The organism is Candidatus Flexifilum breve, from assembly GCF_016713355.1.
In genome coordinates this window covers 123305-149940 of sequence record NZ_JADJPI010000010.1, presented here as the reverse complement: position 1 = coordinate 149940, position 26636 = coordinate 123305, and the positions used below count along the sequence as shown (strand labels likewise).

The following is a 26636-nucleotide window of genomic DNA, read 5'->3' as shown; positions in this document are numbered from 1 at the left end:
CTCATTCTAGCAGTACCCACTCGTTTTTTACACGGCTCATGTCAAAAATCCTTGAGTTCAGACCGTTTTCTGCATACACTACTCCATAGTCGTTTGATGATCTGAGGATATTCGTATGAGTGACCAACCCAACGATCCGAATTGGCTGGATGAGTTTGAGGATTTGGCTAACCGCGAACTCGCCGCCGGGTCTTCGTGTGAGCAAGTTCACCCGATCGTCGAACGCTGGTATCGCGATTTGCTGCAAACCGAACCGCCGGATTCGCGCGATTCGATCATGCAGGCGATGGCCTGCCTCTCGACTGAAATCCTGTACGACACCCCGCAGGAAATGCTCGACGAAGTGCTGAAGATGGTGGATGAGGATGTACTCGCCGGGTTTATCGAGTATGTGCTGATGATCGGGCGGGCGTTTGAACGCGGCCTGCAAAACGGCGATCTTGACGATTTATAGCGATTAGCCGTGAGCAACAACCACAATTGGATAATCAGTTCACAGCAGGGGCGATCAAGCGGGTCGCCTCTGTTGATTCCAAGCCCACCCCGAATTCGGGGAGGGGAGCCAACATCGCCCGCTAAATCTAATTGGTTTTCGTAGGGATGCGATCTATCGCGTCCGCAAAACTCAAAAATCGACCTAAAACCTTGTTTCACGCTTATACTACGCACTTATCGGTTCACTTCCTCCCACGCATTGTCACCCTGTCTAGGTTTTTGACCTGAGATAAACAAAGGGCGCAGCACGCTGCGCCCCTACAAAGTTCCCGATTTTTGCAAATGGCTGACCGCTAATCGCTAATCGCCTGACCTCAGTCCCACCACTTGAACCCATCCGGCAGATTGTCCATGCCGGGGCCGGAGGGCAGGTCTTCGAGGATGGGCGGCGGGATTTGCAGCGTTCCGGCACTGCGCGCTCGCGTCGGCGTCGGGTGGCGCGCATGATCGAGTTCGCGCTGCACCAGCGTGAGGATCGCGCCCAAGCCGAGGAACAGCGCCAGCGCATTGAACACGTCGCCGATCATGGGCAGCGAGCTGATCACCGCGAGGATGAGCACGCCGAGTGCCAGCGCGACATAGTTCCAGCGGCCTTCCAGCCGCTCGCCGAGGACGACGCGCAGGATCAGCCGTCCCATGGCCAGACACACAATCACGCGCGAGATGTAGATTGCGACGAAGAAGTACGCGCCCGCGCCGCCCAAGGTGATCACGCCGGAGAACAGCCCGGTCGCGATGGCGATATCCGGCAGGTTGACCGCCGCGAACAGCAGCACGATTCCGACCAGCAGCACCACTACCACAAAGAGAATGGCAAACGACAAAATAAAGGTGATCAATCCAACGCCGAGGCTCGGCAGTGGGCGGGTGCGAATGCTGTAGAGCGGATCCTGGATCTGCGCCGGGAAGAAGAACAGGCCGACTGCTCCGATCAGGATCAAGCCGATGAATTCCCGCAGCACGCGGTTGATGTAGACGTTGACACTCTGATTCAGGTCGGTCTGGTTGTCGAGATCGAGCGCGACGATGACCGGGTCGAACACCGGTGGATTCGTCAACTGCCCGGCAATTTCGCCTTCGCTGACCGAGCTGTAGTTCAACACGCCGTCGATCCGCGCATCTTCGGTGACGCGCAGGCCGGGCGTGATCAGATCGATGCGGAAGAGCACATTGAACAGCGTGCTCAGGTTGCTCGCGCCGATGGAGTTGCGGTCGCCGACGCTGGCATTCACATCGCCGCCGATTTGCCCATCAATGGCCAGCGCCGTCCCCCAAAAGCTGATCGCGCCGCCGACCGAGCCATCTTCGAGCAGTTGGTAGCCAATGCTCGTGATGCTGCCGGGGACGGCGACATCTTCGAGGCGGGTGCTCAAGCTGGCGCTGATCACGTCGCCCGTCAGCGTGGCGGTGGGTTTCACGTGCACCGATCCGCCGCCAAAGTGCAGGTCGCCGTCAATGGTGCCGCTGACTTCTAACTGCCACATGAGCAGATACGCGCTGTTGCCGACCGTCCCGCTGATGCTGCCGCTCAAAGCCGCCCCAAACAGGCTGCCCGTGATCGTGCCTTCGACAATCAACTGCTGGCAGGCGACGAACACATCGCCTGTAATCGTGGTATCCGCCGCGACCGTGCAGGTATCGCCTTGAAGAATTTCCCGCGCTGACGCCAGGTTGACTTGCCCGAACAACACCATCAGCGCGACAACGATGATCAGCCGCCGCATACACGCTCCTTACCTTTCGCCTGCGATTGTAGTAAGAAGATGAGTGCTTGCCAAATCTCAATCCCGAAAAAGTAGGGTATAGGCTAGAATATGTTTAGATAGGCAACTTGCACTACCCGAAGGTAATCTGATGGCGTTGTTTGCATCTCAGTCAAAGAAGCAATCCATAGACGACACCCGAACGCGCGACAGCGTTACCCCTCTACGTCTGGTGATCCATGTGGCCGATGGCGGCCCGCAGCCCGCGTCATCTCGCTGCCTTTGCAGAAGACTGTGACGATTGGGCGGGGCGGCGGCGGCGCGGAGCAGCAGCCGGATGTGGATTTATCGTCGTTTCGGGCACTGGAAAATGGCGTGTCGCGCTGGCACGCGCAGCTCACGCATGACGATGACTTCTTGTCCATCGAAGACCTCGACAGCACGAACGGCACCCGGATTAACGGCTACCAGATCAGCGCGCACCGGCCCTACCGCCTGCGCGATGGCGACGAAATTGAAATTGGGCGCATCCGCATGATGGTCACGGTGGTGCGCGTCCCGACCCAAGTCTAGGGCTTGGCGCTGTGACACTTTTGAAGCCCGCTCCTCGTCAGCGGGCTTTTTGTTTGCTTGTGTACGGGAGAAGCGCATATTCAGTCTGCTCGTGAAACTGGGGACAGCGAGACGCGATATCGTGTCAAAAGGATCACCGGTGGGACGCTATCAAGAGGGTGTCTAAAAGGCCTCAAATCCTTTCCCTTGCCAGTGGACAGGGACGAGCGCATGCCGGGTCGTTCTGAATGGCCCCTCGCCTTCTAGAGAAGGATAGAGAGGACAAGGCATGCCTTGTCCCTACAAAAATCTGTCTCATCAAGAACTGGGCGCTTTTTAGACACCCTCTAAATCGCGTGCCTACGAAAACAGCGTCGCCTTAGCGGAGTCTGCTGTCTCCCCTCCCTGAATTCGGGGAGGGTCGAAAGGTTGCTCGGACTGCGTTGACCCCAAAGCCTGATTTGCCGCATTTCTTCGTTTAGCGGTATTATGGACTCCATTTGCTGCTCTCGGAGTCGTTATGCTTCGTAGTTTTACAGATCGCGTTTTAGGCGGGGTGTGCGCGGGGTTAGCCGCCGCACTGCGCATCAATGTCTGGCTGATGCGCCTGCTGTTTGGGCTGCTGACGGTGGTCAGCGGCGGCGCGTTCGCGCTGGTGTATGTGCTCCTCTGGTGGCTTGTCCCCCAGGAATCGCTGATCGCCCGGCGGCGGGGCTTTCCCACGATCATCGCCGTGCTGTTGTGCGCGCTGACCTTGGCCGCGTGGTTTGGCCGGGAGTCGCTGCGTGCGTCCTCTGGTGAACCGCTCTTCTGGGCGGCGGGGCGGTCATCCTGAGCGCGGTCTTCTTCCTGAGGCAGATCGTATGAGCATACGCCGCAAAACGAACCCCCTGTTTGGGCTGATCATCCTGGCCGCCGCGCTGATTGTACTGGCGCGTACGCTCGGCCTGCTGCCGGAAACCGTCTTCGATTTGATTCTGCGCGCCGCGCCGGTGCTGCTCGTGCTGGTCGGCGCGGCGTTTCTGCTGCAAGACCGCCTGCCGTTCAGCGGGTTGATCGCGCTGTTGCTGAGCGCGGTCGTCGTCGCCGTGATCGGCTTGACGGCGTATTCCACGCGCGAAGGCCAAACCCGCGAAGATACGCGCCAGCCGATTGAACAGGCCATCGCGCCGGAAATTACGCTGCTGCGCATTCGCATCAGCGCGTTGGCGACGGGCGTTGACATCCTGAGCGGCGAGGCGGGGCGCGTAACGGGGGAATTCCTCGGCAGCGTCGACAACCGCGTCGACGTGCGCTATGAACAGCTTGGTGACAATTCGGCCACGCTCACGCTGCGCGAAACCGAACCGGATGAGTTCCCGCGCTTAGAGGCGGTTGGGCGGGGGACGCTGCGTCTGACGCTGCCCGTGGGCGTGCCGCTCGACGTAGAACTGCTTGGTCAGGATGGCGGCGTTGTGCTCAACATGAGCGGGACGAGCCTCGAACGCCTCAACGTGAATACGCGGCGCGGCGAAGTCGTCGTCACGCTCCCGGAATACGAACCCTTGTTTTCCGAGCAGAACGAACTGCTCGGCACGCTCACCACGCAGCAGGGCGATCTCACGCTGTTCATCCCGGCGACCGTCGCCGCGCGTCTGGAACTGGATCGCGGGAACAGCGGCTTCGACCCGCAGCATGATCCGAACGTGTACAACTACCTCGTGGTCGGCGATGTGCTGGAATCGCGCGAGATCAACACGGCGGCCATCACCGTGCGCTATGCGGTCGTCGTCCCGGCCGGGCGCATCCGCGTCGAAGTGCCGGGTTAATTTCCCAAAATACCCAATGTAGGGGCGCACGGTAGTGCGCCCTGCTTGTTTCCCCTGACCAGATGTAAATTTGCGGTTAAGTTTCTCGACAAGCCCGACTAACTGCGCTATACATGCGCCAAACACACAGTCGAGGGACTTCATGGCGTGGCGCTTGCATCTGACTGACCGGATCGTTCGCAGAATTGATGTGCTGGCTGGGAAACCGAATCTGCTGGCGGCGTGGACGAGCACGGATCGCGTCTACTTTATGGAATTGCAGAACGGCGGCAAGCTGACTGAACTGCAAATTCATCCCCCCAAGACGCGCGCGACCGCCATGTGGGGTGTCTTCCTCAAAACGCTCCACGCGCCTAACGGCATCTCTTTGCCGCTGGTCAAGACCGCCCAAGCGACCATTTATCAGGTGGCGGACGGCAAGCAGCGGCTCTATCGCGTCTCCGAGTCGGAACTGCTGCTCGAAGCGCAGGGTGTCGAGATGCGCCTCGCCGCCGATCAGCCGTTCGTCGCGGTGGCGTTTGATGGTGCTCTCACTGCCGGTCTGGATCGCGCGGGCGCGCTGCACTACTATCGCCAAGGAGTACATACTGCTTCCGTCGACACACCGCTGCGCCTCACCGACGAACTGCAGCCGCATCTGGCGATCATCGAGGGCGGGACGGGGGTCTTCGTCTCCGATGGCGATCAGATTTTGTTGTTTGACGGGGATGGAGAGTTGGTCAAGCGGGTGCCGACAGGTTACACGCTGGGCGCGTTGGCCTGCTCGCCGGATGGCTCGTTTCTGGCGACGGGCGACCTGGACTCGAACATGATCCGCGTGTATGACGGGCGGCGGCTCGTGCCGACCCATCAGCGGTTCGCGGTCGAACTGCTGGCGGATGCTAAGAAAACGCAGTCGATCAGTTCGGCGCTGGCGGCGAATACGGCGGTGGGTACGCTGGCGATCACCAACAAGGGCGTGCTCGTGTTCGCGATGTCGGGGATGCTGTGCGCGACCAACCTCACCCGCATGATCACCATGCCAAGCGTGAAAGTCTCCAGTTCAGCCGAGAGTTAGAAGCCGCCTTCGACGAGGGCGCGCTGCGGGAATACCATGCGTTCGGGAACAATCCAGCCGCGGGCGAGCGCCGCTTGATTGGCGCGTTCGAAGTCGGCGTGCAGGTCGCGCACGAGACGCGCCTGCGCGTTGGCCGGTTCCAGCGAGAACATGACCGCCGTCGCCGCGAAATCGCCGACGGCCAGCAGCAGCCAGTTATTTTCGCCCACCTGTTTGCGACCGAGGGCCTGCTTGGGGCGATCTTTCATCAGCCAGACCGCTTTGAGCAGGGGCGTGATGACCGCATTTTCTGGCGCTTGCTTGCCGCCCGCCATGATCGGCTGTGGGCTGCTGCGGTGATAGACGCAGAAGTAGAGCGTCTGCGCTTCGAAGTGATGGCGCAGGAAGCCAGTTTGCCCCTTCACGCCGATCACCTGTTTCCACGCTTCGCTTTCCGGGTTGCGTTCGAGCAGTCGTTCGATGATGGTGCGCTGTTCGCTGTAGCGTTTGTACATGGCGTTGAACTGCGCGCGGTTGATTTTGCCCTGCGCGAACTCATCGGCGATGAGCTCCATCTTCTGGCGAATGGCGTTGAGGGCGCTGGTCGGCGTAGTCGGCGTTTCAACCTCGGGCGGGAGTGGTTGGGTTGGCGTTCGGGGACGCGACGTCGTTGTCGTTGGCGCGGTCGGGCGAATCGGTGAGCGCAGCGAGTCGGGCGGTTGATCAGGACGATTCGATTTAGGGTCGTTCACAGCGCACACCTATCATGTTACAAAAAGATCGCTTTTCCTCATTATAGCCAGATTCGGTATACTTACTGTCAATGAATTGTGGATAGATTGATATGACTTTTCGACCACAGCATGTTGGCCTGTACTTCACCCATGAGCATATCACGGCGGCACGGCGGGATCGCGATCGTGATCCGCTGCGCGCGGCCTACTTGATGCTCAATGATCGCGAACAATCCGGGATGGAAGTCGCGCTGTGGGGCGCGTTCCGCTACCGCTTCAATGAAGACGAACGCGCAGGCGAGATTGCCGCCGAGGCGCTGATGCGCGCCATCGACGTGCAGCCGTCTGACGACCTGACTTACCTCGACACCGTCGCACAGACGATCATGTTTGTGCAGGCGTTCGAAATGCTGCGCGATCATCGCGCGCTCACCTATGCCGAGCAAGTGCGCTTTCTCAACACGCTGCAAATGCGCGTGACTGAGCTCAGCCAGAGCCCGTACAAGGATACGCAGGTCGAAAACCTGTGGATGGCGCTGCTCGTCATGGCGACGGGCGTCGCCGTTGAACATGAAGACACGTTCAAACTCGGCGTAGAGGTCTACGAGCGGACGATCCGCGATGAAGTGTCGCCACGTGGGTTCATCCCCAAAGCGGTGCAGGGCAATGATGGCGGCAGCCTGTATCGCCAGATCCTGTCGTCGGCGGCGCTCGTGCTCATGGCCGAACTGGCGCACAACGCTGGGGTCGATCTGTGGAACTTCTCAGTGCGCGGCGTCTCCGTCGTGACGACGGCACTCTACCCGATCTACTACTTCTACACGCCGGAGAAGTGGCAGTGGGACAAAGGCCTCACCGCGGACGAAACGCAGATGCTGTTCCGGCGCTACGGTGGCTATCTGGAAATGCTCAACCGCCACACCCGCCACCGCGACCTCAAGCCGGTGCTCGAAGACCTCCGCCCGATCTACAACCCGCAGGGCGGCGGTTTGACCACGCTGTCGCACGGCCTCCCGGTCAAACGCGGGCTGTTCGGGTAAATCCGACCCCATCCCTGTCCCCTCCCCGAATTCAGTTGACGGAGGGACAGTTTTAACATTGGGAGCCATTAAGGCACCGGTTTGAGGGGAAACAGATTTCGTAGGGACGCGCAACGGCGCGTCCGTTTTGCCCACGATCTGGCGGACGCCCCGTTGGGCGTCCCTACAATCCTCTCGATTGTTAAACGTGTCTTGCCCTCAACCGAATTCAGGGAGGGGAGACAACATTGCCCGCCAATCCGAAATTGGACGCGCTGCTAACACGCCGTGACCTTGTGAGAAGATCGTGATCAATTGCTTGCATGCGCAACTTTATGCGCGTTTGCTCGTAATTAAGGATAGTGTGCGGCTCGGGTAGGGTATAATGGCATGGGACGGCGTGCAATAGCTGGAGTCAGAGGCATGAGTTCGCTCGAAGGGCAGACGCTCGGTCAATATCGTGTGATCGCGCAAATGGGGCACGGCGGGATGGCGACCGTATTCAAGGGCTATCACCCGCGGCTGGATCGCTTTGTCGCGATCAAAATGATGCATCAGGCCTTCCAGGAAGATAAAAACTTCCTTGCCCGCTTCGAGCGCGAAGCACAGATCGTCGCGCGCCTCGATCACCCGCACATTGTCCCCGTGTTCGACTTCGCCGATTTCGAGGGGCGACCCTACCTCGTCATGAAATACATCGAGGGGCGCACGCTCAAAGGCGTACTGGAAGACCAGCCGCTCGCTATGGGTGATATCCTCAACCTGATGCCGCGCATCGCCGACGCGCTCGATTATGCGCACCGGCAGGGCGTGCTGCACCGCGATATCAAGCCCTCGAACATCATCATCGACGTGAACGGCACGCCCTTCCTGACCGATTTCGGTTTGGCGCGCATGGCGCAGTTGGGCGAAAGCACGCTCAGCCATGACATGCTGCTCGGCACGCCGCACTATATTTCGCCCGAACAGGCGATGGGCAGCCGCGAACTCGACAACCGCACCGATATTTACTCGCTCGGCGTCGTGCTGTACGAGCTGGTCGTCGGACGGGTGCCTTTCAGCGCAGATACGCCGTTTGCCATCATTCACGATCACATTTACCGCCCGCTGCCGGAACCGATGAAGGTCAACCCGGAGATCACGCCGGAAGTCTCCGCCGTGCTGGAAAAGGCGCTGGCCAAGTCGCCCGCTGACCGCTACGCGACGGCCACCGAGTTGGTAAATGCCTTCAAAGCGGCGGTCGAAACGTCGGGCATGGCGACGCTCAACCCGAACCGCGTCAATATCGCCTCGGATTCGCTGCTGGAAATGCGCCGCGCCGAAGACAACGCGACCGAACTGCTGAGCAATGTCGGCAAGCCCAAGCGTGACCGGGCCGCCTCGATTCCGGCGGCTGGTCCCGTCCCACCAACGCCCCAGGTGCCGCCAGCCGCACCCGAACCGCCGAAGCGCGTGGTCGTCGAGTCGTCGTTCGATTTTGCCGATGTGGGCAAAGCCATCGAAAAGGCGGGCGAAGCCATCGGCGATGCCTTCGAGAGCTGGAATGAGAAGAATATCGAGTACGAACTCGCACCCTACGAAACCGAAGAGACTTTCCGTAAGCGCATCGAAGCTCGCTTCAAGAAGCGCGGGGAATTCACCGGACACCTGATCGCCTATATCGTGGTGAATGCCCTGCTGTGGATCATTTTCAGCGCGGCGGGCGGCTTTAGCTTCATCAGCACTGATCAACAGTTCTTGCAGTGGATGGAATTTCCGTGGCCAATGATTGTCTCGCTCGGGTGGGGTGCTGGGCTCGCGGCGCATCTGTTCGAGACGCATTTTGCGACGGGCAGTCGTGACGAACGGCGCTATCAGGCGATCCGCGCGGAACTCCGCCGCCAGTACCCGGATGGGTGGGGGCGCGTCGACCGCCGCGAATTGAAGAAGATCCGCCGCCGCGTCGAAAAGCCGTTCAAGAAGCGGGCGGAATTCTTCGAACATGCTGCCGTCTACATCATGATCAACGCCATGCTGTGGCTGATTTTCTTCTTTGGCAGCAGCGTGCCGGATATCGGCGCGGTGATGAACGAAATCCCCTTCCCGTGGCCGTTGATTGTGTCTTTGGGTTGGGGGGTCGGGCTGGCGATCAACTTTGCCGAGATGGTGACGACTTCCGGGCGCGAACGCGCTATTCAGCGCGCCATCGAACAGGAGTACGGGCGCAAACGCAAGAATGATGAGTACGTGGCAGAAGACGACGATGAGCTGCTGGACAGCCGTCCTGCCCGCCGCGTCCGTTTGACTGAAGATGGCGAACTCACCGACAGCATGGTCGTCGAATGGGAAGAAGAAGACAAGCCCAAACGTTCTAGACGTTGAGGCGGCGTTTCCCCGACGCTACAACCTAAGACGGATGCAGGTCAGCCGATTCTCGTGTAACATGGTTGTAATTCAACACGAGGACAAGCGAGTCATGCCACGACAGATTTTGCCGTTAGAAGCCAGCAAACGAAATATCTTCGCAACCCGCAAGGGCTTACTGATCGTTCTCTGGGCGGTGCGCCAGTATGGGCCGCTCAGCTTTTGGGATCTCTACAAAATCATCTTCGGGCATGATTTTTACGAGGAACAGCGGCGGCAGGGCGGCACGGGTCGCCTGAACAGCGGTGAAGATCAGGTGAAAGCCGCGCGCATGGTCAGCCGCTTTGGGGCAAACGGCCAGTTCAAGATCATGCTGGAAGGCACGATCACCACACTCCAGCGCAGCGAACTGCTCAACGTCGAGTATGGCGAAAACGACCGTTCGGTCGAAACCATGATGATCAGCGTGCCGCCGATTCTCGCGGCGCTGCAAACGATCTTTCGCATCAGCCTGACTGAATTTGTGACGGCGGGCGGCGAATTCGTCGCCTCGTACCCGATTTTTGGTGAGCCGCTCGCGCCCGCCGACGACAAATGGGCGGAAGCGTTCGTCATCATGCCGTTCGACCCATCGATGAAGGTGGTTTACGACGAGCATCTCGTCCCGGTTGCTAATCGCCTCGGCATCACGATCAAGCGCGGTGACGCGTTTCTGTCGTCGCAGTCGATCATCGACGAGGTGTGGTCAGCCATTTATCATTCGGACATCTGCATCGCCGACTGCACGGGTCGCAATGCCAACGTGATGTACGAACTGGGGATCGCGCACACGCTCGGTCGTCCAGTCATCCTGATTTCGCAGTCGGTGGCGGATATCCCATTCGACATCAGCCACCGCCGCATCATCACCTACAGCCTCGACAACCTCGACGAGCTGGATAAGAACATCACCTCGGTCATCAAGAGCGAACTCGGCTACGGGGAATAACCCAAAGCCTCACCCCAACCCCTCTCCGAGCGGAGAGGGGCAACAACACTCGCCAGACAGATTTTGTTTTCGTAGGGACGCGATTTATCGCGTCCGCCTAGTTACGACCCCACCCCGGCCCCCTAACAGGGGTAGGTTTTTTATGCTTCCCCATCGAATACGGTTTTCTTCGCTGAGAACCTGTAGGGACGAGGCATGCCTCGTCCGGTTTTTCCTCTGGATTAGGCAATAGATCGGTTGTCTGTGAAAGCAAAAGAGGTGTTTTAACGGATAGGGTGGTTGTGTGAGCACAGGAGGACGAGGCATGCCTCGTCCCTACAATTAAAAACCTACCCCTGAGAGCACCGGCTCCTCCCCGAATTCAGGGAGGGGCGCCAGCAGCGTTTGCCAAGCCGAATACGTCTTCGTAGGGACGCGATTCATCACGTCTCCCGCTTGGATTAAGCTTGTTTCCTACTAACTTGCCGGGTTGTGCAGCTGACATGCGCCGTTTTCGCACACTTCCGCGCCCACCAGTTTGTTGATGCGGTAGCGGTTGCGGGCGAGTACCTTGTAGACCTGATCCCCGAGCCAATCCACGCCGGGGACGTGCAGCAGCAGCCAGAGCGGAAAGCCGAGCGGGAGTTCACGCAGCAGGCGGCGCACGCCCTTAAAACCACCGAGCATTTGCCCGTCGCTGGTCATGGTGTGCATCTGCCCAAACGCTGCGTTCCAGTCGAGATCGGGATAACGCTGGTGCACCGTCTCCCACTTCTGCAAATCGAGAAATTCCACGCGCTGCAGCCAGTCCAACGCGTTGATGATCCGCTTGGATTGCCGGCAGAGCACGCAGTTGCCATCATAAATCGCTGTGACCATCTGTCACCACTCCATCATTCTCAGGTCTGTATATTACACTTCTTATTGCGATATGGCGGGTTTTATCATCCCGGTCTCAGATTCACGCAACCCGGCAGCGCAGGCGGCGTATATAATGAGCAGAGAAACACGAGAGGAAAACGCCTGTGAGCGATCAACCGGAAGTCCAAGCCGAAGACCTGTCGCCGCTGCCCCACACTGACACCGTTTACGAGACTCATCCTCGGCGGCAAAAGCGCGGTTGCGCGCCGTATATTTTTGGCGGGATGGGCTGCCTGCTGTTCATCGTCGTGATTCTCGGGGCGCTTATCTTCTTCACGGGGTCGACGCTCACCAATGTGATCGGGAGTATCGGCGGTTTAGTGGGCGTGCAGCAGTTCAGCGCGCCGCCGGAAGCGTCGATTGTCTCGTCGCAGACCATCGTGCAGGGAATTCAACCCCTCGGGCAGTTGGTCAGCGTGAGCGTGCAGTTGGCGAAAGCCGGGGTGTTCGTCGGCGTGGGGCAGGGTGTGCTGAACGTGTGCGGTTACTCGGCGAATCACGCCGTGCAGGGGGCGGTTGAAGCCGGTATTGACCTGATGCAAATCGGCGAAGACGATGTGCGCTACGACGCGGCGCGTGACGTTTACGTCATCACCATCCCCGCGCCGCAGTTGACGAGCTGCCGCGTCGAGATGATCGACCAGTATGACGAGTCGGTTTCGACGTGCAATCCGGATTGGGATGGGGTGCGCCAGCTCGCGCAGTATCAGGCATTATCCGACTTCCGTGATGATGCGCTTGAAGGCGGTATCCTCACCCGCGCGGAGACAGAAACGCGCTTCGTGCTGGCCAACTTCGTGCGCTCGCTGACCGGGCGCAGCGTGGAGATTGTGTTCGCGCCGCCGACGGGCGAGACGGTTTATCCGCCGTCGTGCTTGCCGGAGATCCCCATTGGTTGGCGCTTTGATACGCAGAATAACCACTGGACGAAATAGACAGGTTTACAGTTCACAGTCAAGACAGGGTTTGAAGCAGTTACCTGAAAATGGGCAGACACACAGGTCTGCCCATTTTCAGGCGCACCGATAGTTGCGCTCCTACAAGCAGTTACCCCTTATTCCAGACACTTGCCAGACCATTAACTGTGAACTGTTCACGTTGAACGATCAGCGCACGCCGACGCGCATGGTGAACGAGGTTGGCGTCAGCGTCATGCCGCCTTCGATGTCCAGCAGCGGCGGCGTCAGGGAGTTCAACCGCCAGCGCCCGACAATCCCCGCCAGCAGCAGCGTGCTCACCGTCGTGACAAACGATTCTTCCAGCGCCGCGCGCACGCCCGCCCCGAACGGCATGTAGCTGTAGCGGTTGAGCCGCTTTTCATAGCCCGCCGAAAAACGTTCCGGCATAAAAGCTTCCGGGTTGATGAACTGCTTCGGGTTATGGTGCAGCGCGTACGGGCTGACGAAGATCGCGCTGCCGGACGGCACGAAGTACTTGCCGACCTGCGCCTCGCGCGTCGCCTGCCGCGTGATCACCCACACGGGCGGGTACAGGCGCAGTGTTTCGCGGATGACCATTTCGGCATAGGGCAGGTTGTCGAGGTCAGCGGCATTCGGTAAGCGTCCACCCAAGGTCGACCGAACTTCCTGTAAGAGTTCCGCTTCCGCATCGGGGTTGCAGGCGAGCAGATGCAGCGCCCACGCCAGCGTGTTGGCGACAAGCTCCGTCCCCGCATGGAACAGAAGCAGCATTTCGTCGACGGCCTGCGCCGGGTTGACGTAATGCAGACGTTCGAAGAGACCGCAGCGCCGATCCGCGACTAGGTCGGCAATCGCCTCTTTTAGCCCAGAATGCGCGCGCCCACAGCCCCGCCGTGTGCCGACGGGCAGCCACGCCGGGATGAGCGGCGACTCGAAGCGGCGGTCAGCGAGCGGTTGGCTGAAGGGCACACCTTCACGCAGCCCGGCGGGCGCGGCGTCGCGTTCAAACAAGAGCTGCGCAGTCATGCGGGCGGTCATGGTTTTGAGATGGGTGGGCAGCGAGACCACATCGTCGGGACACCAGCCGAGCAGGTTGACGGCACTCGTGATCTGATCCGCGAAGTCGTACAGCCAGCGGGGATCATAGGCGGCTTTGATGCGGTCGCGTCCGCCGAGTTTGTCTTTGGGTGGAAACAGATCGTGCCCCATGGCGCTGTTCAACGTCTTGAGGTAATTCGGGCGGTCGGTGAAGCGTTCGGGCGCTTCGACCAGTACATAGTGCGCCTCACGCGGGTTGTTGACCAGATACGCGTGAGTCGGGCCGAAGCGGAAATGCACGAGTTCGCCATACTGCAAGGGGGACTCGGTCAGGGCGCGAAACGGGTTGTTCGCAAAGAGGGGCGCATCGCCTGCAATGAAGTGCTTCTGCGGGCCGGGCGGAAAAAAGGCATCCATACACAGCCTCAAACTTCTTGTGTTACAGTCATCTTGAACTACTGTAACATGAAGATGGAAGCATGAGTGTTGAGAAAAGAGCATCCAAGTGCAACAGTTGTCAGTTCACAGTTTAAAGAAGGAGCCTCAACCATCGTGATGTAGGGGCAGACCTACGTGTCTGCCCAATTTAGGCGCACCGCCGTGCGCCCCTACAGACCGGTATGTGAGCATTTGCCAGATATATGAGAGAGCGCTGTAAACTGAAACCTGTGAACTGATAGCTTGTTTCTAGTATGCTCCGGAGCGGAGCAGCACGCGCGGGATCGTCATGAAGAGGATTTGCGCGTCCAGCCCGACCGACCAGTTCTCGATGTAGTAGATATCCATCAGGCACATTTCGTCGAAGGGAACCTCGCTGCGCCCGCTGATCTGCCACAGCCCAGTCATGCCCGGCTTGACCTGCAAGCGCTGTAAGTGCCACGCCTCATACAGCGAGACTTCATCGGGGGTGGGCGGGCGTGGGCCGACGAGGCTCATCTGCCCGGTGAACACGTTAATCAGGTTGGGGAGCTCGTCGATGCTCAGCTTGCGGATCACGCGTCCAACTTTGGTTACGCGCGGATCATCTTTGATTTTCGGGTGGCGCGGGTCGAGCTCGTGCGTCTTGATCAGGTCGGCGCGCAGCTTGTCCGCATCGGGGATCATGCTGCGGAATTTGATCATGTCGAATTCACGCCCGTTTTCGCCGACGCGGCGCTGCTTGTAGAAGACTTTACCGTTGTCCTCCAACCGGATCGCGAGCGCGACCAGCCCGAACATGAGCAGCAGCAGCGGTGACATCGCCCCGATGAGGATGAGGTCCATGGCGCGCTTGATCAGGCGGTTGCTGCCTTTGAGCGGCACATGCCCGTTGACGCGCAGCAGGGGGATGCCGTCCAGGTTTTCGACCTGCACCTGCTTGAGGTTAAGTTGAAAGACTTCCGGCACCACGCTCACTTCGACGCCGCGCTGCTGGCAGATGCGGATCATCTTGAGAATCTGGTCGTGGTGCGTCCATGCCAGCGTGATCACTACATGGTCGACATGGTGCTCGCGCAGCACACTGGCGAGATTATCCATGCTGCCCAATCCCTTGAGGCGACCGAGATCGACGCTGCCATCCTCTTCATTTTCGCCGAGGTACCCAATCGGCAGGAAGCCCTGCGCCCGCCGCGCAACCATCGTGCGCAGCACCGAGCGGCCAATTTCGCCGCCGCCGACTACCAGCACGCGCTGCACGCCGATTCCGCGCGCCCGCAGACGCGCCTGTATGGTACGGCGCACGACGCGGGCGAGGGACAACAGCACAATCGTGATGGCCGCGACGTAGAGAATCATCAAACGGCTGAAGACCAGCGGCTGGAACGCGAAGCTGATCGCCAGCAGCACGACGGTCGCATTGGTCACGCCGTTGAGGATGGTGTAGCTTTCGTCGAGCCACGAGCGCCCGCGAATATTCTTGTACAGGCCGCTGCCCCGGTAGTTGAGGTACAGCCAGATGATGTAGACGATGGTGTAGGGGAGGTAGGGTTCGAAGGGTGCGCGGTTGAATTCCAACACGGGCGCGATCAACTGGAGTTCGTAGCGGACGAAATAGGCGATGCCGAAGGCGGCGAAGGCCAGCAGCGCATCGACCGTGGGCATGAGCCACGGTTTTTCGAGCCATGACGTTGTAGGGCGCACGTCTTTAGTCGCCATGTAGGGCTTTCCGATAGCTTTCAATTGTTTTGTCGGCGGTCGCCTGCCACTGGAAACGCGCAGCCTGAACGAGTCCGCGTTCGCGCGCAGCGTTCCGCCATTGAGTATCGTCCACCGCGCGGCGCAGCGCTTCGGTCCACGCGCTGACCGCCTGCGGGCGAGCGTCAATCCGGCGTCTCCGGCAACTTCGGGCAGCGATGAGGCGTCGGACACGATCACGGGAGTGCCGCACGCCTGCGCTTCGAGGACGGGCAGCCCGAAGCCCTCAAACACCGACGGATAGATAAACGCTTCCGCCGAATTGTACCAGAAGCGCAGTTCATCGGCAGGGATGAAACCCGGAAACTGCACCCATGAGCCGAGATGATGACGTTCGACAGCGGCGAAGATCGGATCATAATCCCAGCCTTTGCCGCCGCCGAGGATCAGCGGCAGGCGCTGGCTGACAGGCAGCGCGGCATAGGCATCGAGCAGCACGGTGAGGTTTTTGCGCGGCTCCAGCGTGCCGATGAACAACCAGAAGCGCTCCGGCAGATTCTTCGCGCGTTTGAAGGCGGCAATCTCGTCAGCGGGCAGCGGATAGAAGCGCGCGGGGTCGTAACCGGGCTGCGCGAGGTCAATCTTGGACGCGGGAATGCCTAACGAACGCTCCACATCCCGCCCGGTCGATTGGCTGATGACCTGCACACGGCGGCGCGGCGGCAGGTCAAGCCCGTGAACAGGCGCAAATACAGGCGGCGCGCGGCGGGCAGGCGTTCCGGGTAGTGGATGAAGCTGAGATCGTAGACGGTGACGATCATCGGCGTGCTGAGCGGGAGCGGCGCGACGAACGCCAGCGCATGATAGAGGTCGAAGGCGCCGAGCTGCCACGGCTGAAGCGCCTGTTCCCAGACGATGCGGCGCAGCGGCGACTCGGTGTCGAGACGCGAACGGCGCAGCTCCACGCCGTCGATCTGCATATGGTTGGCCGCGCCGACGAACGCCGTAAAGCGCCAGTCATCGCGGGGGAGGTGGCGCAGCAGTCCGTGAATATATCCGTGAATTCCAGCCGAGCGGTAACCCGCCGAACCGGAGAGTAGATGAGCGTTGAGTCCGATGTGCATGGGCGGACATTATAGCAGATTTACAGACGCCCTCACGCTGGCGGCTTTACTCCATCGGCGTGACTTCGATGTAGAGCATGTCCTTGCCCCGCATGCGGTTCATCAGGTCAAACATGCGCTTCTGCCAGCCATACTTCTGAGTGAGCGCCGCCTTGGCCTCACTGACTTGATCCGGGGGGAGAATCCGTGCCATCGCTTCGACCGCTGCGCCCAGCAGATCACCGCGGCTTGTACACGGGGCAACCTCGACCTGCGCGTTGTTCCGTATCCGTTTGACTTTGCCCGCGTTGGCCTGAGTCATTACGTAGACCTTCTTGGTATCGCCCGCGAACCAGACCGGCGTCGGTACAGGTTCGCCCGACTTGCGGAACGTCGTCAGGCACATGAAGGCTTGTCCACTCAGCGATTTGAAGGGCATTGTCCTCTCTTTCAACATTGATGCCTCTGTGACCACAATTTGGCTTTAGCCTATCCTTTTTGTACTATATGTGGCCTTAGACAAAGCTGGAGAAAACCTGATGAGTCTTTATTCAACAATCTCTGCTGACAATGCTTCTCAACTCTCACAGTTGATCGCTGTGCAGTGTGGCTTCATCACGCAGGTCGCTTGGTCAGGGCGCGGAACGGCGCTCGGGGTCAGCCACGGCAGCGGCGTGTGGCTGTGGAATGGCGGTTTTGGCGGCGAGCCGGATCGCCAGATTACGTCGGAGACGCCGATTAAGGGCTTTGCCTTCAGCCCGGACGGAACCGCGATGGTGACGGCGGGCGCGGATATGACTGTCCGCCTGTGGATGACACATCTCGACCGTCCGCTGTTCATCCTGCGCGGACACGGCGACAGCGTGAACTCAGTTGCTTTCAGCCCCAATGGGCGCATGATTGTGTCCGGCGGTGGCGACCGCGAAGTGCGCTTGTTCGACATGCGCGAAAGCGTGAAATCGACGCCAATGCCGGGTCATACCGATGAGATCACGAGCGTCGTCTTCGGCTTGAACGGCAAAGTCGCGGCCTCGGGCGCGCGCGACATGACGATCCGCGTGTGGGAGACCGATCACTGTACGCTGCGCTACGTGCTGGATCAGCCCGACTGGGTGCGGGATCTCGCCGTCAGCCCGGATGGCAAGCTGTTAGCGTCGGCCTGCAAGGACGGGATCGTCAGCTTCTACGAGCTGGAGACGGGCAAGAACGTCGGCTTGATCAACGCGCACATCGACGGCACCGACGCGGTCGCGTTCAGCCCGGATGCGTCGCTGCTGGCGACGGGCGGGCGCGATGGGTTGGTCAAGGTGTGGGAACTGGCGACGGGCAAACTGCTGGTCGAACTGGCCGGGCATGACAAGCCCGTCCTCACGGTGACGTTCAACCCCTCTGGCACGTTGATCGCGAGCGGTTCAGGCGACAACACCGTCCGCGCGTGGAGCGTGCCGTAAACTGGCCTCACCCCTAACCCCTCTCCCGTGGGAGAGGGGGATTTCCGCTAATCCATATCAAAATAGGCTTCGAGGACTTGACGGGCGATGGGGGCGGCGATTTCCGACCCCTGACCCGCGGTTTCGACCATCGCTACGACGATGATTTCCGGGTTGTCGCGTGGCGCGTAACTGGCGAACCACGCATGCGACGGGGTGCTCGGACCGCCCGCTTGCGCCGTGCCCGTCTTGCCACACACGCCGATGCTTTGCAGCGGCGAATTTCGGAACACGAAATCTGCTGTGCCGCCTTCGCGTGTTACATCGCACAAGCCCTGCCGGATCATCGCCAAGACCTCGGGACGCAGCCCGGTGGGCGTCAATTCGGTGATCATCGCCGGGGTGATCGAATCGCCGAGCAGGCCGGTGCTCTCGACGAGATAGGGCCGCGGTAGATCGCCATCGTTGGCAATCGCGGCGAACCAGCGCGCGACTTGCAGCGGCGTCACGCCCATAAAACCCTGACCAATCGCCATGTTGACCGATTCGGAGAACGTCCACGTTTCGCCGCGCACCGTGCGCATCCAGTCCGGGTCGGGGATAAAGCCCGTCTCTTCGATCAAATCTGAGAGACCGGAGCTGCCGCCAAAGCCGAGCCGCGTCGCATAGGTCGGCAAAATCCACGGGTCGACCTGATCGAGCTGGTAGCCGACTTCGTAGTAGTACGGATTGCAGGAGTGCGTGAGCGACTGCGGCAGCGTGAGCGTGCCGTGACCATCATTCCAGTCATAGCGAGTGATGTCGCGATTCCAGATGCCGACGCACGTATACCGTTCGTCCAGCGCGTAGACGCCGCTGTCCGCGACGGCGGCGGCGGAGACGGTCTTCATGACCGAGCCGAGCGGGTAGACACCCTGCACCGGGCGGTTGACTTCGGGATGCGCGGGATCGGACTGGTAGCGTTCGATCAGCCGGGACGCAGCCTCGCGTCCCATCGTTGGGAAAGTGTTGTAGGCGTTGTTATCGAAGAATGGGTAGCTGACCATTGCGCGAATCGCGCCCGTGTTCGCATCCATGACGACGACCGACGCGCCCAGCGAGTTTTCGGCCCAGCCGCCGCGGGCTTGGCGGTACGTTTCCACGAGGATCCGCTCAACGGTGGCCTGCAGCTCACTGTCGAGCGTCAGCCACAGGCTTTGCGCGGGCTGCACCGCGACGCGTGTCAGCTCGCGGATCACCTGGCCTTCGGAGGTGACGAGCACCAAGCGCCCGCCGGGCTGACCGCGCAGCGTCTCGTCCCACGTCAGCTCGATGCCGGCGCGTCCGACAATCGACGCCTGATTGAAGCCCGCCGCTTCCAGATCGGGGATTTCAGCTTCCGTCGGGAAGCCGACATAGCCGAGAATGTGCGGCGCGAGCGTGCCGTTGGGATAGCGCCGCGCCGGGACGTTTTCGAACTGTGCCGCGCACAGCGCTTCGAGCTGCGCCCGGTCGCGCGTATAGGTCGCGGGTTCGATGATGCCCATTTCGACCACCCAGAACGAAGGCCGTGCTTCCAGCCGCGCCTGCACATCGGTGACTTCCTGATTGAGCGCAGTCGCGATGGTGGCGAGGCAGTTGGGATAGTCGGGGATGCTGTCGCGGATGACGTTGATGCGCACCATCGCGCCGTTTTGATCGGCCAGCACGTTGCCAGCGCTGTCGTAGATGTTGGCACGGTTGGGCACGTTGAGTTCGGCGCGCACATACGCGCCGTTCGTCATGCCGTCGAAGATGGTGTCAGGCGTCCACGCGATGCGCCATTCGTTCGCCGTTTCGTCCACGACCAGCATCAGGTTGCGGTTGGCATCGGTGAAGCTGCCGAGCAGGCGCGTCGCAAACGTGGCGTTGTAGTTGTAGATAGCGACCGAGTCTTGTTCGCGGAAAATGCCCGTGCCGTCGCTGGTGCTCACACTTTGGAACGACAGCGCATCGTTGGTGTTCTGGTAGAACGTTTCGAAATTTGTGAGAGGGTAAGCGTCCTGTGCGGCGAGGCTGAGCAGGCGATGCATGGCGGCGAAGTCGCCGTTTTGCCACTGCTGCAAGAACTCCCGGGCAATGCGTTCGGCATCTTCCAGTCGATAATTGGACGGGAGCAGCGCCAGTGTCGGCAGCACCTGCGCCGCTTGCGGTCGCTGCGGCCCACACGCCGCCGCTGCCAGGACGATCATCACCAAGAACCAGAGACGCCAGCGCATACTACTGCCCGATCCATCACACTTGATATAAGCCCAGGGCTTATTATAGTCCTGATTCAGATTTTCCCGCCTAGCACGGAAAGTGAGAAACCGGACGGTCGGCGGTCAGGGCGTTTGCCCGTGATTCATGCGCCGCGTTATACTGCAAGCGAGATTTTAGTCGTTAGGACAGGGAGCGAATGAGCATGGCGCAAATTGACAGCCTGAGCGCAAATGAATTTCAAGTCTACCTGAACGAGGATGTCGTGCCGGGGGTGTTCCGGGTGAGTGGGTTCATCCCGTTCAAGCTGGAAGTCCGACCCGGCGTGTCGAAAGTGGTGCGCGAACCGTTCAAGCTGGCGAAGATGGTGCAGCGCGACCCGGCGCTCCCTTTCAACCGTTGGCTGCAAGAGACGCTCGCCGGGAAGCAGGACATTGTCCGTCCCACGCGCACGCTCGTGATCGTGGCGCTTGATGATGGCGTGGAGTCGCGGCGCTGGACGGTGACGGGCGCGTGGATCAGCGAGATCAGCTATTCCGATTTCAACAGCGCGTCAGGCGAACTGGTCGAAGAAGTGGTGACCATCCACTTTGACGATATTCAGGAAACGTGGGCGGGTGGCCAACTGGCGACGAGTTAGCCCGGCGCTTGACCACGCCTCAAGTGGTGGACGTTAACGATTGATTGCCATAGTCAGTCGACAGTTCCAGTGATTAGCTGTGAACTGTCGACTGTGTTGTATTTACCCCTGAATTTCGACCACTACGCCTTCTTCCGCCCATGCATACAACTGCGCGATATTGTCGTTGCTCAACAGGATGCAGCCATACGTCACGCGCGTGCCCAGACTGTTCGTCCACAACAGTTGACTGCCACCGCGCGTGGGGAAGCCGTGAAAGCCGTTGACGAAATCTGCATTCGGGATCGGATGGTAAACGCCGAGAAAGTCCGGCATCCACAAGTCCCAGTTGCTGGCGTAAGCGTTCGGCTCGTGTGACAGAATCTGATAGACGCCCGCCCACGTCGGGCTGGAGTTGATGCCCGTGCTCGCTGACCAATCCCATTTGAGCGCGCCGTTCTCGTACACGCGCACGCGCTGTTCAGGGATGCTCACGACGATGCGTTTGCCCGCGACGACGGGGAGCGGCAGCAGCGCATCCTGCGACGGAATGGTGATCGATTGGCCGATGCTCAGGCTGTCGACGCCGGGATTGGCCGCCTGCACATAGGGGTACGGGATGCCGTAATCCCACGCGATGCTGATGATCGATTCGCCGGGCTGAACCGTGTGCTGCGTGTCGTTGTGATAGACGCGGATGGTCGCCGCACTGCCCGCCGCGGCATTGACGACCGCCGCCACGGCTGCATCGAGATCGATGCGCCGGGCAGCGCCGAGTTCGGTTTGCCGGGTGTTCAAATAGGCGCGCACCGCTGCTGAGTCGAGCGGCACGGGGAAGTTCGGCGCTTCAGTCAGGTTCATGGCGATCCACTCGCCCCACGCATCACCCGGTACATCCCATGTGATCGTCTGATCGGCAATCGGATCGTACAGATTGATGGGGAGCGTATAGGTCGGCATCCAGCGCGGGATCGGCGTGGGGGTCGGCGTAGGCGGCGCGATGAACGCGACCAGATTGCCATCTGACGCATAAATCACGCCGATGACGGCGATGAATCCCAGCGTACCAAGCAGGAACGCCACCGCGCCGACAATGGCGACGGCGAACCAGTTGACTGGACGCTGCGGTTTACGGCGGGGTGGTCGGCGCGGTGGTGGCGGCGCGGTGACGCGGCGCTGCGGTTTCGGTTTGGGCTGCGGCGGACGTGGAGTCCGCACGGTATACATGCTCATGGTGCTGCAACTCGTCTCAAGATGACAAGTTCTATTATACGCCCAGCCAAGCGGATCTGCGTCCGCCGTTGGGCGGATGATTGCCCTACGCTGATTGTCCCGAGCGAGAGGAAGCGTTGGGTATGTAGGCATGTTTCAGGGATTGTCCGAAAATGGTATTTTTGCCGTGTAGGGGCAAGGCATGCCTTGCCCCTACGAGAAATTGCACCTATCCAGAGCTACGATCTGACAGATGAATGTCCGTTTACAACCGCGCGATCAATTCGCCGCGCTGGAAGGTCTTGGCGCCGATCCACAGCAGGATCGCCGCGACCACCCACACGATCAAGCCGATGATCAGAATCATCTCCGTGCTGAAGTAGACCACACCCGCCATTTGCGCGACCAGCAGCAGGATGATCGGCACGACTACGAAGCCGCTGACCTGAATCGCTTCCTGCACGGTCTTGGCGCGGCGCGACACAAAGATGATCGCCGCGAGGCCGAGCGCGGCGACGGCCGGGGACAGCCACAAAACCATCCATAGCCACGCGCTGTTCGGGAACCAGATCCGTTCCATAAGCCCCCACGACGCGACATTGACCACGATTGCGTTCAGCAGGCCACCGAGCAGGGTAGCAACGACCGCCGGAATCCACGCCACAAGCAGCTTGGCGATGTAGAGCTCAAAGTCGCTGATCGGCGAATAGAGCAGGCCTTCCAGCGTCTTGCGCTCGTGTTCCCCGGCGATGCTGTCCGCGCCAAAGGTCGTCGAAATCATGATCGGCACCATGAGGAACAGCGGCCCAAACAGGTAACCCGCGATCAGCAGGGTGAACTGTTCGACGATGCCGTTGTAGTTGGCCAGTTCCGCGCGCAGCCCGGCGGGCATGTTGGCGAAGAACAGGCCGAAATCGCTGTCGATGTCGCCCATAGCTCCCGGTGCGGATGATGCGAGATACACCATGATCCCCGGCATGATAACGAAAAACAGTGCCGGCATGAGCATCAGTGAGGCCAGGACATTCTTGTTTTGCCGGACGAGGCGCAGGTCTTTGCCGACGACCGCCCGGATAGCCCGCCAATTCATGAGGTTACTCCCCTCGTTTCTGCAGCGTAAAGTAGACATCTTCGAGTGACGGCTCAAGCGGCACAACGCTGTACACGGCGATCTGGGCGGCCACCAGCTTCGCGACGACCTCGGGAATGCCCGTGTAGGCAACATTCTTGAGCACCAGCTTGTCGCCGCTGATCTCTCCGACCACGCCATCAAGCAGCGCGTGGGCGCGTTCTGCTTGCCCGTCGGCGACTTCTACCTCCACCTTGATGTTGGTGTGCGTCTGATGCGCGAGTTCGCGCGGCGTGCCGAGTGCCACGACGCGCCCCTGTTCCAGCACGGCCACGCGGTCGCACAGGCGCTGCGCGTCATGCAGATTGTGCGTCGCCAGCAGCACGGTTTTGCCCTCCACGCGGCTGACCTGCACGATCAGATCGTTCACGTCTTTCGCGGCGACCGGATCAAGGCCAGCGGTCGGCTCATCCAGAAACAGGATGTCCGGTTGATGCAGGAAGGCGCGGGCGAGCGCGAGGCGCTGCTTCATACCCTTGCTGTACCCGCCCACTTTCTCCTTGGCACGATCTGCCAGATTGAAGTATTCGAGCATGCGCGCAACCCGCGCATCGACCTGATCGCGCGGGATGCCGTACAGATCCGCGAACACGCGCAGGTTGTGGTGGGCGTTCAAGCCTTCGTAGAGCGAGGGCGTTTCGGTCAGTACGCCCGTGCGTTTGCGCAAGTCGCGCCCCTGCTGAACCGGGTCATACCCGAGCACGCGCGCCGAGCCTTCCGAGGCATTCAGTACGCCATTCAGCAAGCGGACAGTCGTCGTTTTGCCTGCGCCGTTGTGACCCAGCACTCCGAACACTTCGCCTGCATACACATTCACAGTGAGATGATCGACAGCGGTTTTGTCGCCGAAGCGTCGGGTGAGGTTATTGGTTTCGATGACGGTATTCATCAATGCGTTCCCCCTTGAATACACGTTCCGAATCATAGCACCGGAGGCGGGATTTGTACGGTCAAGAATAGGTCAAGAGTGAGCTTTTTTCCTACTCATGCGGCGTTCATCCGACTCTGCTATACAATTACAATCTTAATGTACTAAAGGAGAAACCGTATGATCGATCTGGCTGGAATCAAGGCGATGGTGGCTGAGGCGGACGAGCATACGCTCACCCTGTACCTGAACGTCGACAACACAACACCGGAAAATCAGGCGACTACTCCGGCGTGGCGCATCTACGCGAAGAACAAGCTGTTCGAACTTGAGACTGCCGCGAAAAGCCAGACGGACGGGTGGGCTGACATTCGCGCGCGCGTCGAAGCGTTCTTTGAGCAGTACCGCCCTTCGAGCAAGGGGCTGGCGTTGTTCGCGTGGAACGGATCGCTGCAAACCATCGAACTGCCGTTCGCGGTCGAAAATCAGGCGACGTTCGGTAACGCGCAGATCGCGCCGCTCCTGTGGGTGTTGGACGAGTACGAACCCTACCTGATCGTGCTGGTCGATCAGGAAAAGGCGCGTTTCTTCCTCGCGCAGTTAGGGAGCGTCGGCTTCCGCGAAGGGATGGAAGTGGATCTTGAAGGTTACGATTTCGCCGAGCGGACATACACCGCCAGTCCGAATCCGGTGGGCGGCGGGAACGCGGTGCATGGCGGCAGCGGGCGTGATGATCACGAGGCCATGCTGGACGAACACCGGACGCGCATGTACCGTCAGGTTGCGACGGGCATCGAGACCTACGTCAATCAACGCCAGATTCGTCGCTTTTTCCTCGGTGGCAGCGAACAATCGGCGCACGCCGTCAAGAATCTGCTGCCGCCTAAGCTGCAAGACACCGCGATTGCCACGCTGCCAATTCCCTTACGCCTGGGGCAGCAGGAAATCCTCGACATGGTGCAGCCCAAAGCCATCGAACACGAGCGCCAAGAGGAAATGCGCATCGTGCAGGAGGTGATTGATTTCGCGAAGGCGGGCGGGCGTGGAGCACTTGGCATGCAGCAGGTGCAGGAGGCGCTCACTATGCAGCGGGTCGAACTGCTGATCCTGCCGTGGTCGGAGGCCGACGACGAAGGCGTGCGCCCGGACCTGCCGCTGCGGGCGTTCGCATCGGGCGGCAGCGTCGAACTGGTGCACGGCGCGGCTGCCGATCTGCTCAAGCGGGAAGGCGGGATCGCCGCCCGGCTGTATTACGCGCTGTAGCCGCAACCAATGGGGCGATCAGTCATGATCGCCCCATAATAATTACAATGAACCTTAATTGACATTGAAATTAAAATTGTTATGATGATGCTAGACATGGGCTACGATGTATTCGCTTGGAGAGGATAAAGCATGGACGTCATCGGCAATATTCTTGCGTTTCCGTTCGTCTGTCTCGGTTGGTTGCTCGTCGGGGCGATTGCTGGCGCGCTGGCGCATTCGATCATGGGCGGGCGAGATGAGCCGCTCATCAATGATATCATTTTGGGGCTGATCGGTTCGGTCGTCGGTGGGTTCGTGATCGGGTTGTTCATCGACGTGAGCAATCGTGCTGGCTTGGGCGGCGTGCTGCTGAGCATTGTCGTCGCGACGATCGGCGCGATCGTCCTGATCGCCATCGGCCGCATGCTGCGTGGACGGTCACCGCGTAAGTATCAGGTCACCGTACGCAAGAAGCGCCCTTATTCATGGGCGCTTTTTGATTCAGCGTCGCGGCAACAAAAAAGACGCTTGGTTAGCGTCTTTTTCGTAGTAGGGCTGGTGGGAGTCGAACCCACAAGCTCTCACGAGCGGATCATTTTAAGTCATCAGTGTTTGCCATTTCACCACAGCCCCGTAACTGTCCTACTAGGATCATAGTTGAACAGCACGATACAGAAAGTCTATCAAGATTCCCTCTGATCGTCAATCCGGTGAAGCTGGCGGATGGTGGCGACAGATATTTTACACCCCGATAAAACTTGTGTAAGAATCGTTACATTATGAAATGATACTCATAGGGCAACGTTATATTCACTGTAGAAAGGTGGCGCAGATGCTTCACTAGACGTACCTTGGTCTTCGTAATCGTGGCTCTTTTCACCAGGCAGTGTAGCCGCGCAGCGCAGCGGCGGTAGTCGCCCTGCGCCGAGCGGGTCAGGCGGGACGGCGGGCAGCCCGGGCATGAGCGGTGCTGCGCTCAACACAGGCGCTGGCGGTCGCTCCGGCGGTCAAGCGGGCGGCGGTCAGGTTGGTGGTGGTCAATTGGGCGGTCAGCGCGGTCAGGGCGGTGCGCAAGGTGGCGAGCGTCAGACCTGCCCGGTCTCAATTTGAGCGAGCGCGGCCGGCGATGTGGCGCTGGAACTGCCGTTCATGAGCGGTGAAA

At 60.1% G+C, this 26636-nt stretch carries 24 protein-coding genes, 1 tRNA gene and 1 pseudogene; 13 read left to right on the top strand and 13 right to left on the bottom strand.

What is annotated here, in order from left to right; translation table 11 throughout:
- Nucleotides 1-115: 115 nt before the first annotated feature.
- Nucleotides 116-454 (top strand): hypothetical protein, encoded by a 339-nt coding sequence (locus IPK17_RS10440; RefSeq protein ID WP_343417632.1) that lies wholly within the window; start codon nucleotides 116-118, stop codon nucleotides 452-454.
- Nucleotides 455-809: 355 nt separating this feature from the next.
- On the opposite strand, the gene IPK17_RS10435 is transcribed toward IPK17_RS10440, so the two are convergent.
- Nucleotides 810-2219 carry a bactofilin family protein gene (locus IPK17_RS10435; RefSeq protein WP_343417631.1) on the bottom strand — a complete coding sequence of 470 codons (1410 nt, stop codon included), beginning with the start codon at nucleotides 2217-2219 and terminating at the stop codon, nucleotides 810-812.
- Nucleotides 2220-2492: 273 nt separating this feature from the next.
- On the opposite strand from IPK17_RS10435, the gene IPK17_RS10430 reads away from it, so the two are divergent.
- The 4 genes from IPK17_RS10430 (at nucleotide 2493) to IPK17_RS10415 (ending at nucleotide 5615) form a co-directional block, all read left to right on the top strand.
- Entirely contained in the window at nucleotides 2493-2771 is a 279-nt protein-coding gene (locus IPK17_RS10430) for an FHA domain-containing protein (protein ID WP_343417630.1), read from the top strand.
- Nucleotides 2772-3270: 499 nt separating this feature from the next.
- Nucleotides 3271-3585, top strand: coding sequence for a PspC domain-containing protein (locus IPK17_RS10425; protein ID WP_343417629.1), 315 nt, complete (start codon nucleotides 3271-3273; stop codon nucleotides 3583-3585).
- A gap of 28 nt (nucleotides 3586-3613) precedes the next feature.
- Nucleotides 3614-4558, top strand: a complete 945-nt coding sequence (locus tag IPK17_RS10420; protein WP_343417628.1) for a hypothetical protein — start codon at nucleotides 3614-3616, stop codon at nucleotides 4556-4558.
- Between the two features lie 142 nt (nucleotides 4559-4700).
- Nucleotides 4701-5615: a hypothetical protein gene (locus tag IPK17_RS10415; protein WP_343417627.1), complete on the top strand. Its 915-nt coding sequence runs from the start codon at nucleotides 4701-4703 to the stop codon at nucleotides 5613-5615.
- On the opposite strand, the gene IPK17_RS10410 is transcribed toward IPK17_RS10415, so the two are convergent.
- A complete protein-coding gene (locus tag IPK17_RS10410) occupies nucleotides 5612-6346 on the bottom strand; it encodes a hypothetical protein (protein ID WP_343417626.1) in 735 nt (244 codons plus the stop codon). The genes IPK17_RS10415 and IPK17_RS10410 overlap by 4 nt on opposite strands.
- Before the next feature lie 92 nt (nucleotides 6347-6438).
- On the opposite strand from IPK17_RS10410, the gene IPK17_RS10405 reads away from it, so the two are divergent.
- From IPK17_RS10405 to IPK17_RS10395, 3 genes are all read left to right on the top strand, one after another.
- Nucleotides 6439-7368, top strand: coding sequence for an alginate lyase family protein (locus IPK17_RS10405; RefSeq protein WP_343417625.1), 930 nt, complete (start codon nucleotides 6439-6441; stop codon nucleotides 7366-7368).
- A gap of 402 nt (nucleotides 7369-7770) precedes the next feature.
- Complete coding sequence (locus IPK17_RS10400; RefSeq protein WP_343417624.1) at nucleotides 7771-9708, top strand: protein kinase domain-containing protein; 1938 nt, start codon at nucleotides 7771-7773, stop codon at nucleotides 9706-9708.
- 94 nt (nucleotides 9709-9802) lie between these two features.
- Nucleotides 9803-10678: a hypothetical protein gene (locus IPK17_RS10395; RefSeq protein ID WP_343417623.1), complete on the top strand. Its 876-nt coding sequence runs from the start codon at nucleotides 9803-9805 to the stop codon at nucleotides 10676-10678.
- 456 nt (nucleotides 10679-11134) lie between these two features.
- Here the strand turns inward: IPK17_RS10395 and IPK17_RS10390 are convergent, their stop codons facing one another.
- Nucleotides 11135-11536, bottom strand: coding sequence for a thiol-disulfide oxidoreductase DCC family protein (locus tag IPK17_RS10390; RefSeq protein ID WP_343417622.1), 402 nt, complete (start codon nucleotides 11534-11536; stop codon nucleotides 11135-11137).
- A 146-nt stretch (nucleotides 11537-11682) separates the two neighbouring features.
- Between IPK17_RS10390 and IPK17_RS10385 the strand changes: the two genes are divergently transcribed.
- A complete protein-coding gene (locus tag IPK17_RS10385) occupies nucleotides 11683-12513 on the top strand; it encodes a DUF4230 domain-containing protein (protein WP_343417621.1) in 831 nt (276 codons plus the stop codon).
- A 171-nt stretch (nucleotides 12514-12684) separates the two neighbouring features.
- Here the strand turns inward: IPK17_RS10385 and IPK17_RS10380 are convergent, their stop codons facing one another.
- From IPK17_RS10380 to IPK17_RS10365, 4 genes are all read right to left on the bottom strand, one after another.
- Nucleotides 12685-13953, bottom strand: a complete 1269-nt coding sequence (locus tag IPK17_RS10380) for a cytochrome P450 (RefSeq protein ID WP_343417620.1) — start codon at nucleotides 13951-13953, stop codon at nucleotides 12685-12687.
- A 270-nt stretch (nucleotides 13954-14223) separates the two neighbouring features.
- The gene (locus IPK17_RS10375; protein WP_343417619.1) at nucleotides 14224-16359 is read right to left on the bottom strand and encodes an exopolysaccharide biosynthesis polyprenyl glycosylphosphotransferase; all 2136 of its coding nucleotides are present in this window, start codon (nucleotides 16357-16359) and stop codon (nucleotides 14224-14226) included.
- On the bottom strand, nucleotides 16311-16775 hold the full coding sequence (locus tag IPK17_RS10370; RefSeq protein ID WP_343417618.1) for a glycosyltransferase family protein: 465 nt from the start codon (nucleotides 16773-16775) through the stop codon (nucleotides 16311-16313). The genes IPK17_RS10375 and IPK17_RS10370 overlap by 49 nt, the downstream gene beginning before the upstream one ends.
- Nucleotides 16776-16821: 46 nt before the next feature.
- Nucleotides 16822-17193 (bottom strand): PPOX class F420-dependent oxidoreductase, encoded by a 372-nt coding sequence (locus IPK17_RS10365; RefSeq protein ID WP_343417617.1) that lies wholly within the window; start codon nucleotides 17191-17193, stop codon nucleotides 16822-16824.
- A 100-nt stretch (nucleotides 17194-17293) separates the two neighbouring features.
- On the opposite strand from IPK17_RS10365, the gene IPK17_RS10360 reads away from it, so the two are divergent.
- Nucleotides 17294-18205 carry a WD40 repeat domain-containing protein gene (locus IPK17_RS10360; RefSeq protein WP_343417616.1) on the top strand — a complete coding sequence of 304 codons (912 nt, stop codon included), beginning with the start codon at nucleotides 17294-17296 and terminating at the stop codon, nucleotides 18203-18205.
- Nucleotides 18206-18252: 47 nt separating this feature from the next.
- On the opposite strand, the gene IPK17_RS10355 is transcribed toward IPK17_RS10360, so the two are convergent.
- The gene (locus IPK17_RS10355) at nucleotides 18253-20421 is read right to left on the bottom strand and encodes a penicillin-binding transpeptidase domain-containing protein (RefSeq protein ID WP_343417615.1); all 2169 of its coding nucleotides are present in this window, start codon (nucleotides 20419-20421) and stop codon (nucleotides 18253-18255) included.
- A gap of 185 nt (nucleotides 20422-20606) precedes the next feature.
- Here IPK17_RS10355 and IPK17_RS10350 point away from each other — a divergent pair, with 185 nt between their 5' ends.
- Nucleotides 20607-21041: a phage tail protein gene (locus IPK17_RS10350; RefSeq protein ID WP_343417614.1), complete on the top strand. Its 435-nt coding sequence runs from the start codon at nucleotides 20607-20609 to the stop codon at nucleotides 21039-21041.
- A 102-nt stretch (nucleotides 21042-21143) separates the two neighbouring features.
- Here the strand turns inward: IPK17_RS10350 and IPK17_RS10345 are convergent, their stop codons facing one another.
- The 3 genes from IPK17_RS10345 to IPK17_RS10335 all read right to left on the bottom strand — a co-directional run bounded on the left by IPK17_RS10345 (nucleotide 21144) and on the right by IPK17_RS10335 (nucleotide 24250).
- Nucleotides 21144-22253 (bottom strand): L,D-transpeptidase family protein, encoded by a 1110-nt coding sequence (locus tag IPK17_RS10345; RefSeq protein ID WP_343417613.1) that lies wholly within the window; start codon nucleotides 22251-22253, stop codon nucleotides 21144-21146.
- A gap of 244 nt (nucleotides 22254-22497) precedes the next feature.
- Nucleotides 22498-23322 carry an ABC transporter permease subunit gene (locus tag IPK17_RS10340; protein WP_343417612.1) on the bottom strand — a complete coding sequence of 275 codons (825 nt, stop codon included), beginning with the start codon at nucleotides 23320-23322 and terminating at the stop codon, nucleotides 22498-22500.
- Between the two features lie 4 nt (nucleotides 23323-23326).
- Nucleotides 23327-24250, bottom strand: a complete 924-nt coding sequence (locus IPK17_RS10335; protein ID WP_343417611.1) for an ABC transporter ATP-binding protein — start codon at nucleotides 24248-24250, stop codon at nucleotides 23327-23329.
- Between the two features lie 159 nt (nucleotides 24251-24409).
- On the opposite strand from IPK17_RS10335, the gene IPK17_RS10330 reads away from it, so the two are divergent.
- Nucleotides 24410-25492, top strand: a complete 1083-nt coding sequence (locus IPK17_RS10330; protein WP_343417610.1) for a VLRF1 family aeRF1-type release factor — start codon at nucleotides 24410-24412, stop codon at nucleotides 25490-25492.
- Nucleotides 25493-25624: 132 nt separating this feature from the next.
- Nucleotides 25625-25849: pseudogene (locus IPK17_RS10325) on the top strand (GlsB/YeaQ/YmgE family stress response membrane protein); the annotation flags it as partial.
- Nucleotides 25850-26024: 175 nt separating this feature from the next.
- Here IPK17_RS10325 and IPK17_RS10320 read toward each other — a convergent pair.
- A tRNA-Leu gene (locus tag IPK17_RS10320) sits at nucleotides 26025-26107 on the bottom strand.
- Nucleotides 26108-26407: 300 nt separating this feature from the next.
- The gene (locus IPK17_RS10315) at nucleotides 26408-26548 is read right to left on the bottom strand and encodes a hypothetical protein (RefSeq protein ID WP_343417609.1); all 141 of its coding nucleotides are present in this window, start codon (nucleotides 26546-26548) and stop codon (nucleotides 26408-26410) included.
- Between the last annotated feature and the right edge of the window lie 88 nt (nucleotides 26549-26636).

Coding starts and splice junctions, on each gene's coding strand:
- IPK17_RS10425 (WP_343417629.1), top strand. CDS start 3,271: ATGCTTCGTAGTTTTACAGATCGCGTTTTAGGCGGGGTGTGCGCGGGG.
- IPK17_RS10340 (WP_343417612.1), bottom strand. CDS start 23,322: ATGAATTGGCGGGCTATCCGGGCGGTCGTCGGCAAAGACCTGCGCCTC.
- IPK17_RS10420 (WP_343417628.1), top strand. CDS start 3,614: ATGAGCATACGCCGCAAAACGAACCCCCTGTTTGGGCTGATCATCCTG.
- IPK17_RS10330 (WP_343417610.1), top strand. CDS start 24,410: ATGATCGATCTGGCTGGAATCAAGGCGATGGTGGCTGAGGCGGACGAG.
- IPK17_RS10350 (WP_343417614.1), top strand. CDS start 20,607: ATGGCGCAAATTGACAGCCTGAGCGCAAATGAATTTCAAGTCTACCTG.
- IPK17_RS10440 (WP_343417632.1), top strand. CDS start 116: ATGAGTGACCAACCCAACGATCCGAATTGGCTGGATGAGTTTGAGGAT.
- IPK17_RS10370 (WP_343417618.1), bottom strand. CDS start 16,775: ATGCACATCGGACTCAACGCTCATCTACTCTCCGGTTCGGCGGGTTAC.
- IPK17_RS10355 (WP_343417615.1), bottom strand. CDS start 20,421: ATGCGCTGGCGTCTCTGGTTCTTGGTGATGATCGTCCTGGCAGCGGCG.
- IPK17_RS10360 (WP_343417616.1), top strand. CDS start 17,294: ATGAGTCTTTATTCAACAATCTCTGCTGACAATGCTTCTCAACTCTCA.
- IPK17_RS10335 (WP_343417611.1), bottom strand. CDS start 24,250: ATGAATACCGTCATCGAAACCAATAACCTCACCCGACGCTTCGGCGAC.
- IPK17_RS10405 (WP_343417625.1), top strand. CDS start 6,439: ATGACTTTTCGACCACAGCATGTTGGCCTGTACTTCACCCATGAGCAT.
- IPK17_RS10400 (WP_343417624.1), top strand. CDS start 7,771: ATGAGTTCGCTCGAAGGGCAGACGCTCGGTCAATATCGTGTGATCGCG.
- IPK17_RS10345 (WP_343417613.1), bottom strand. CDS start 22,253: ATGAGCATGTATACCGTGCGGACTCCACGTCCGCCGCAGCCCAAACCG.
- IPK17_RS10415 (WP_343417627.1), top strand. CDS start 4,701: ATGGCGTGGCGCTTGCATCTGACTGACCGGATCGTTCGCAGAATTGAT.
- IPK17_RS10390 (WP_343417622.1), bottom strand. CDS start 11,536: ATGGTCACAGCGATTTATGATGGCAACTGCGTGCTCTGCCGGCAATCC.
- IPK17_RS10365 (WP_343417617.1), bottom strand. CDS start 17,193: ATGCCCTTCAAATCGCTGAGTGGACAAGCCTTCATGTGCCTGACGACG.
- IPK17_RS10435 (WP_343417631.1), bottom strand. CDS start 2,219: ATGCGGCGGCTGATCATCGTTGTCGCGCTGATGGTGTTGTTCGGGCAA.
- IPK17_RS10380 (WP_343417620.1), bottom strand. CDS start 13,953: ATGGATGCCTTTTTTCCGCCCGGCCCGCAGAAGCACTTCATTGCAGGC.
- IPK17_RS10395 (WP_343417623.1), top strand. CDS start 9,803: ATGCCACGACAGATTTTGCCGTTAGAAGCCAGCAAACGAAATATCTTC.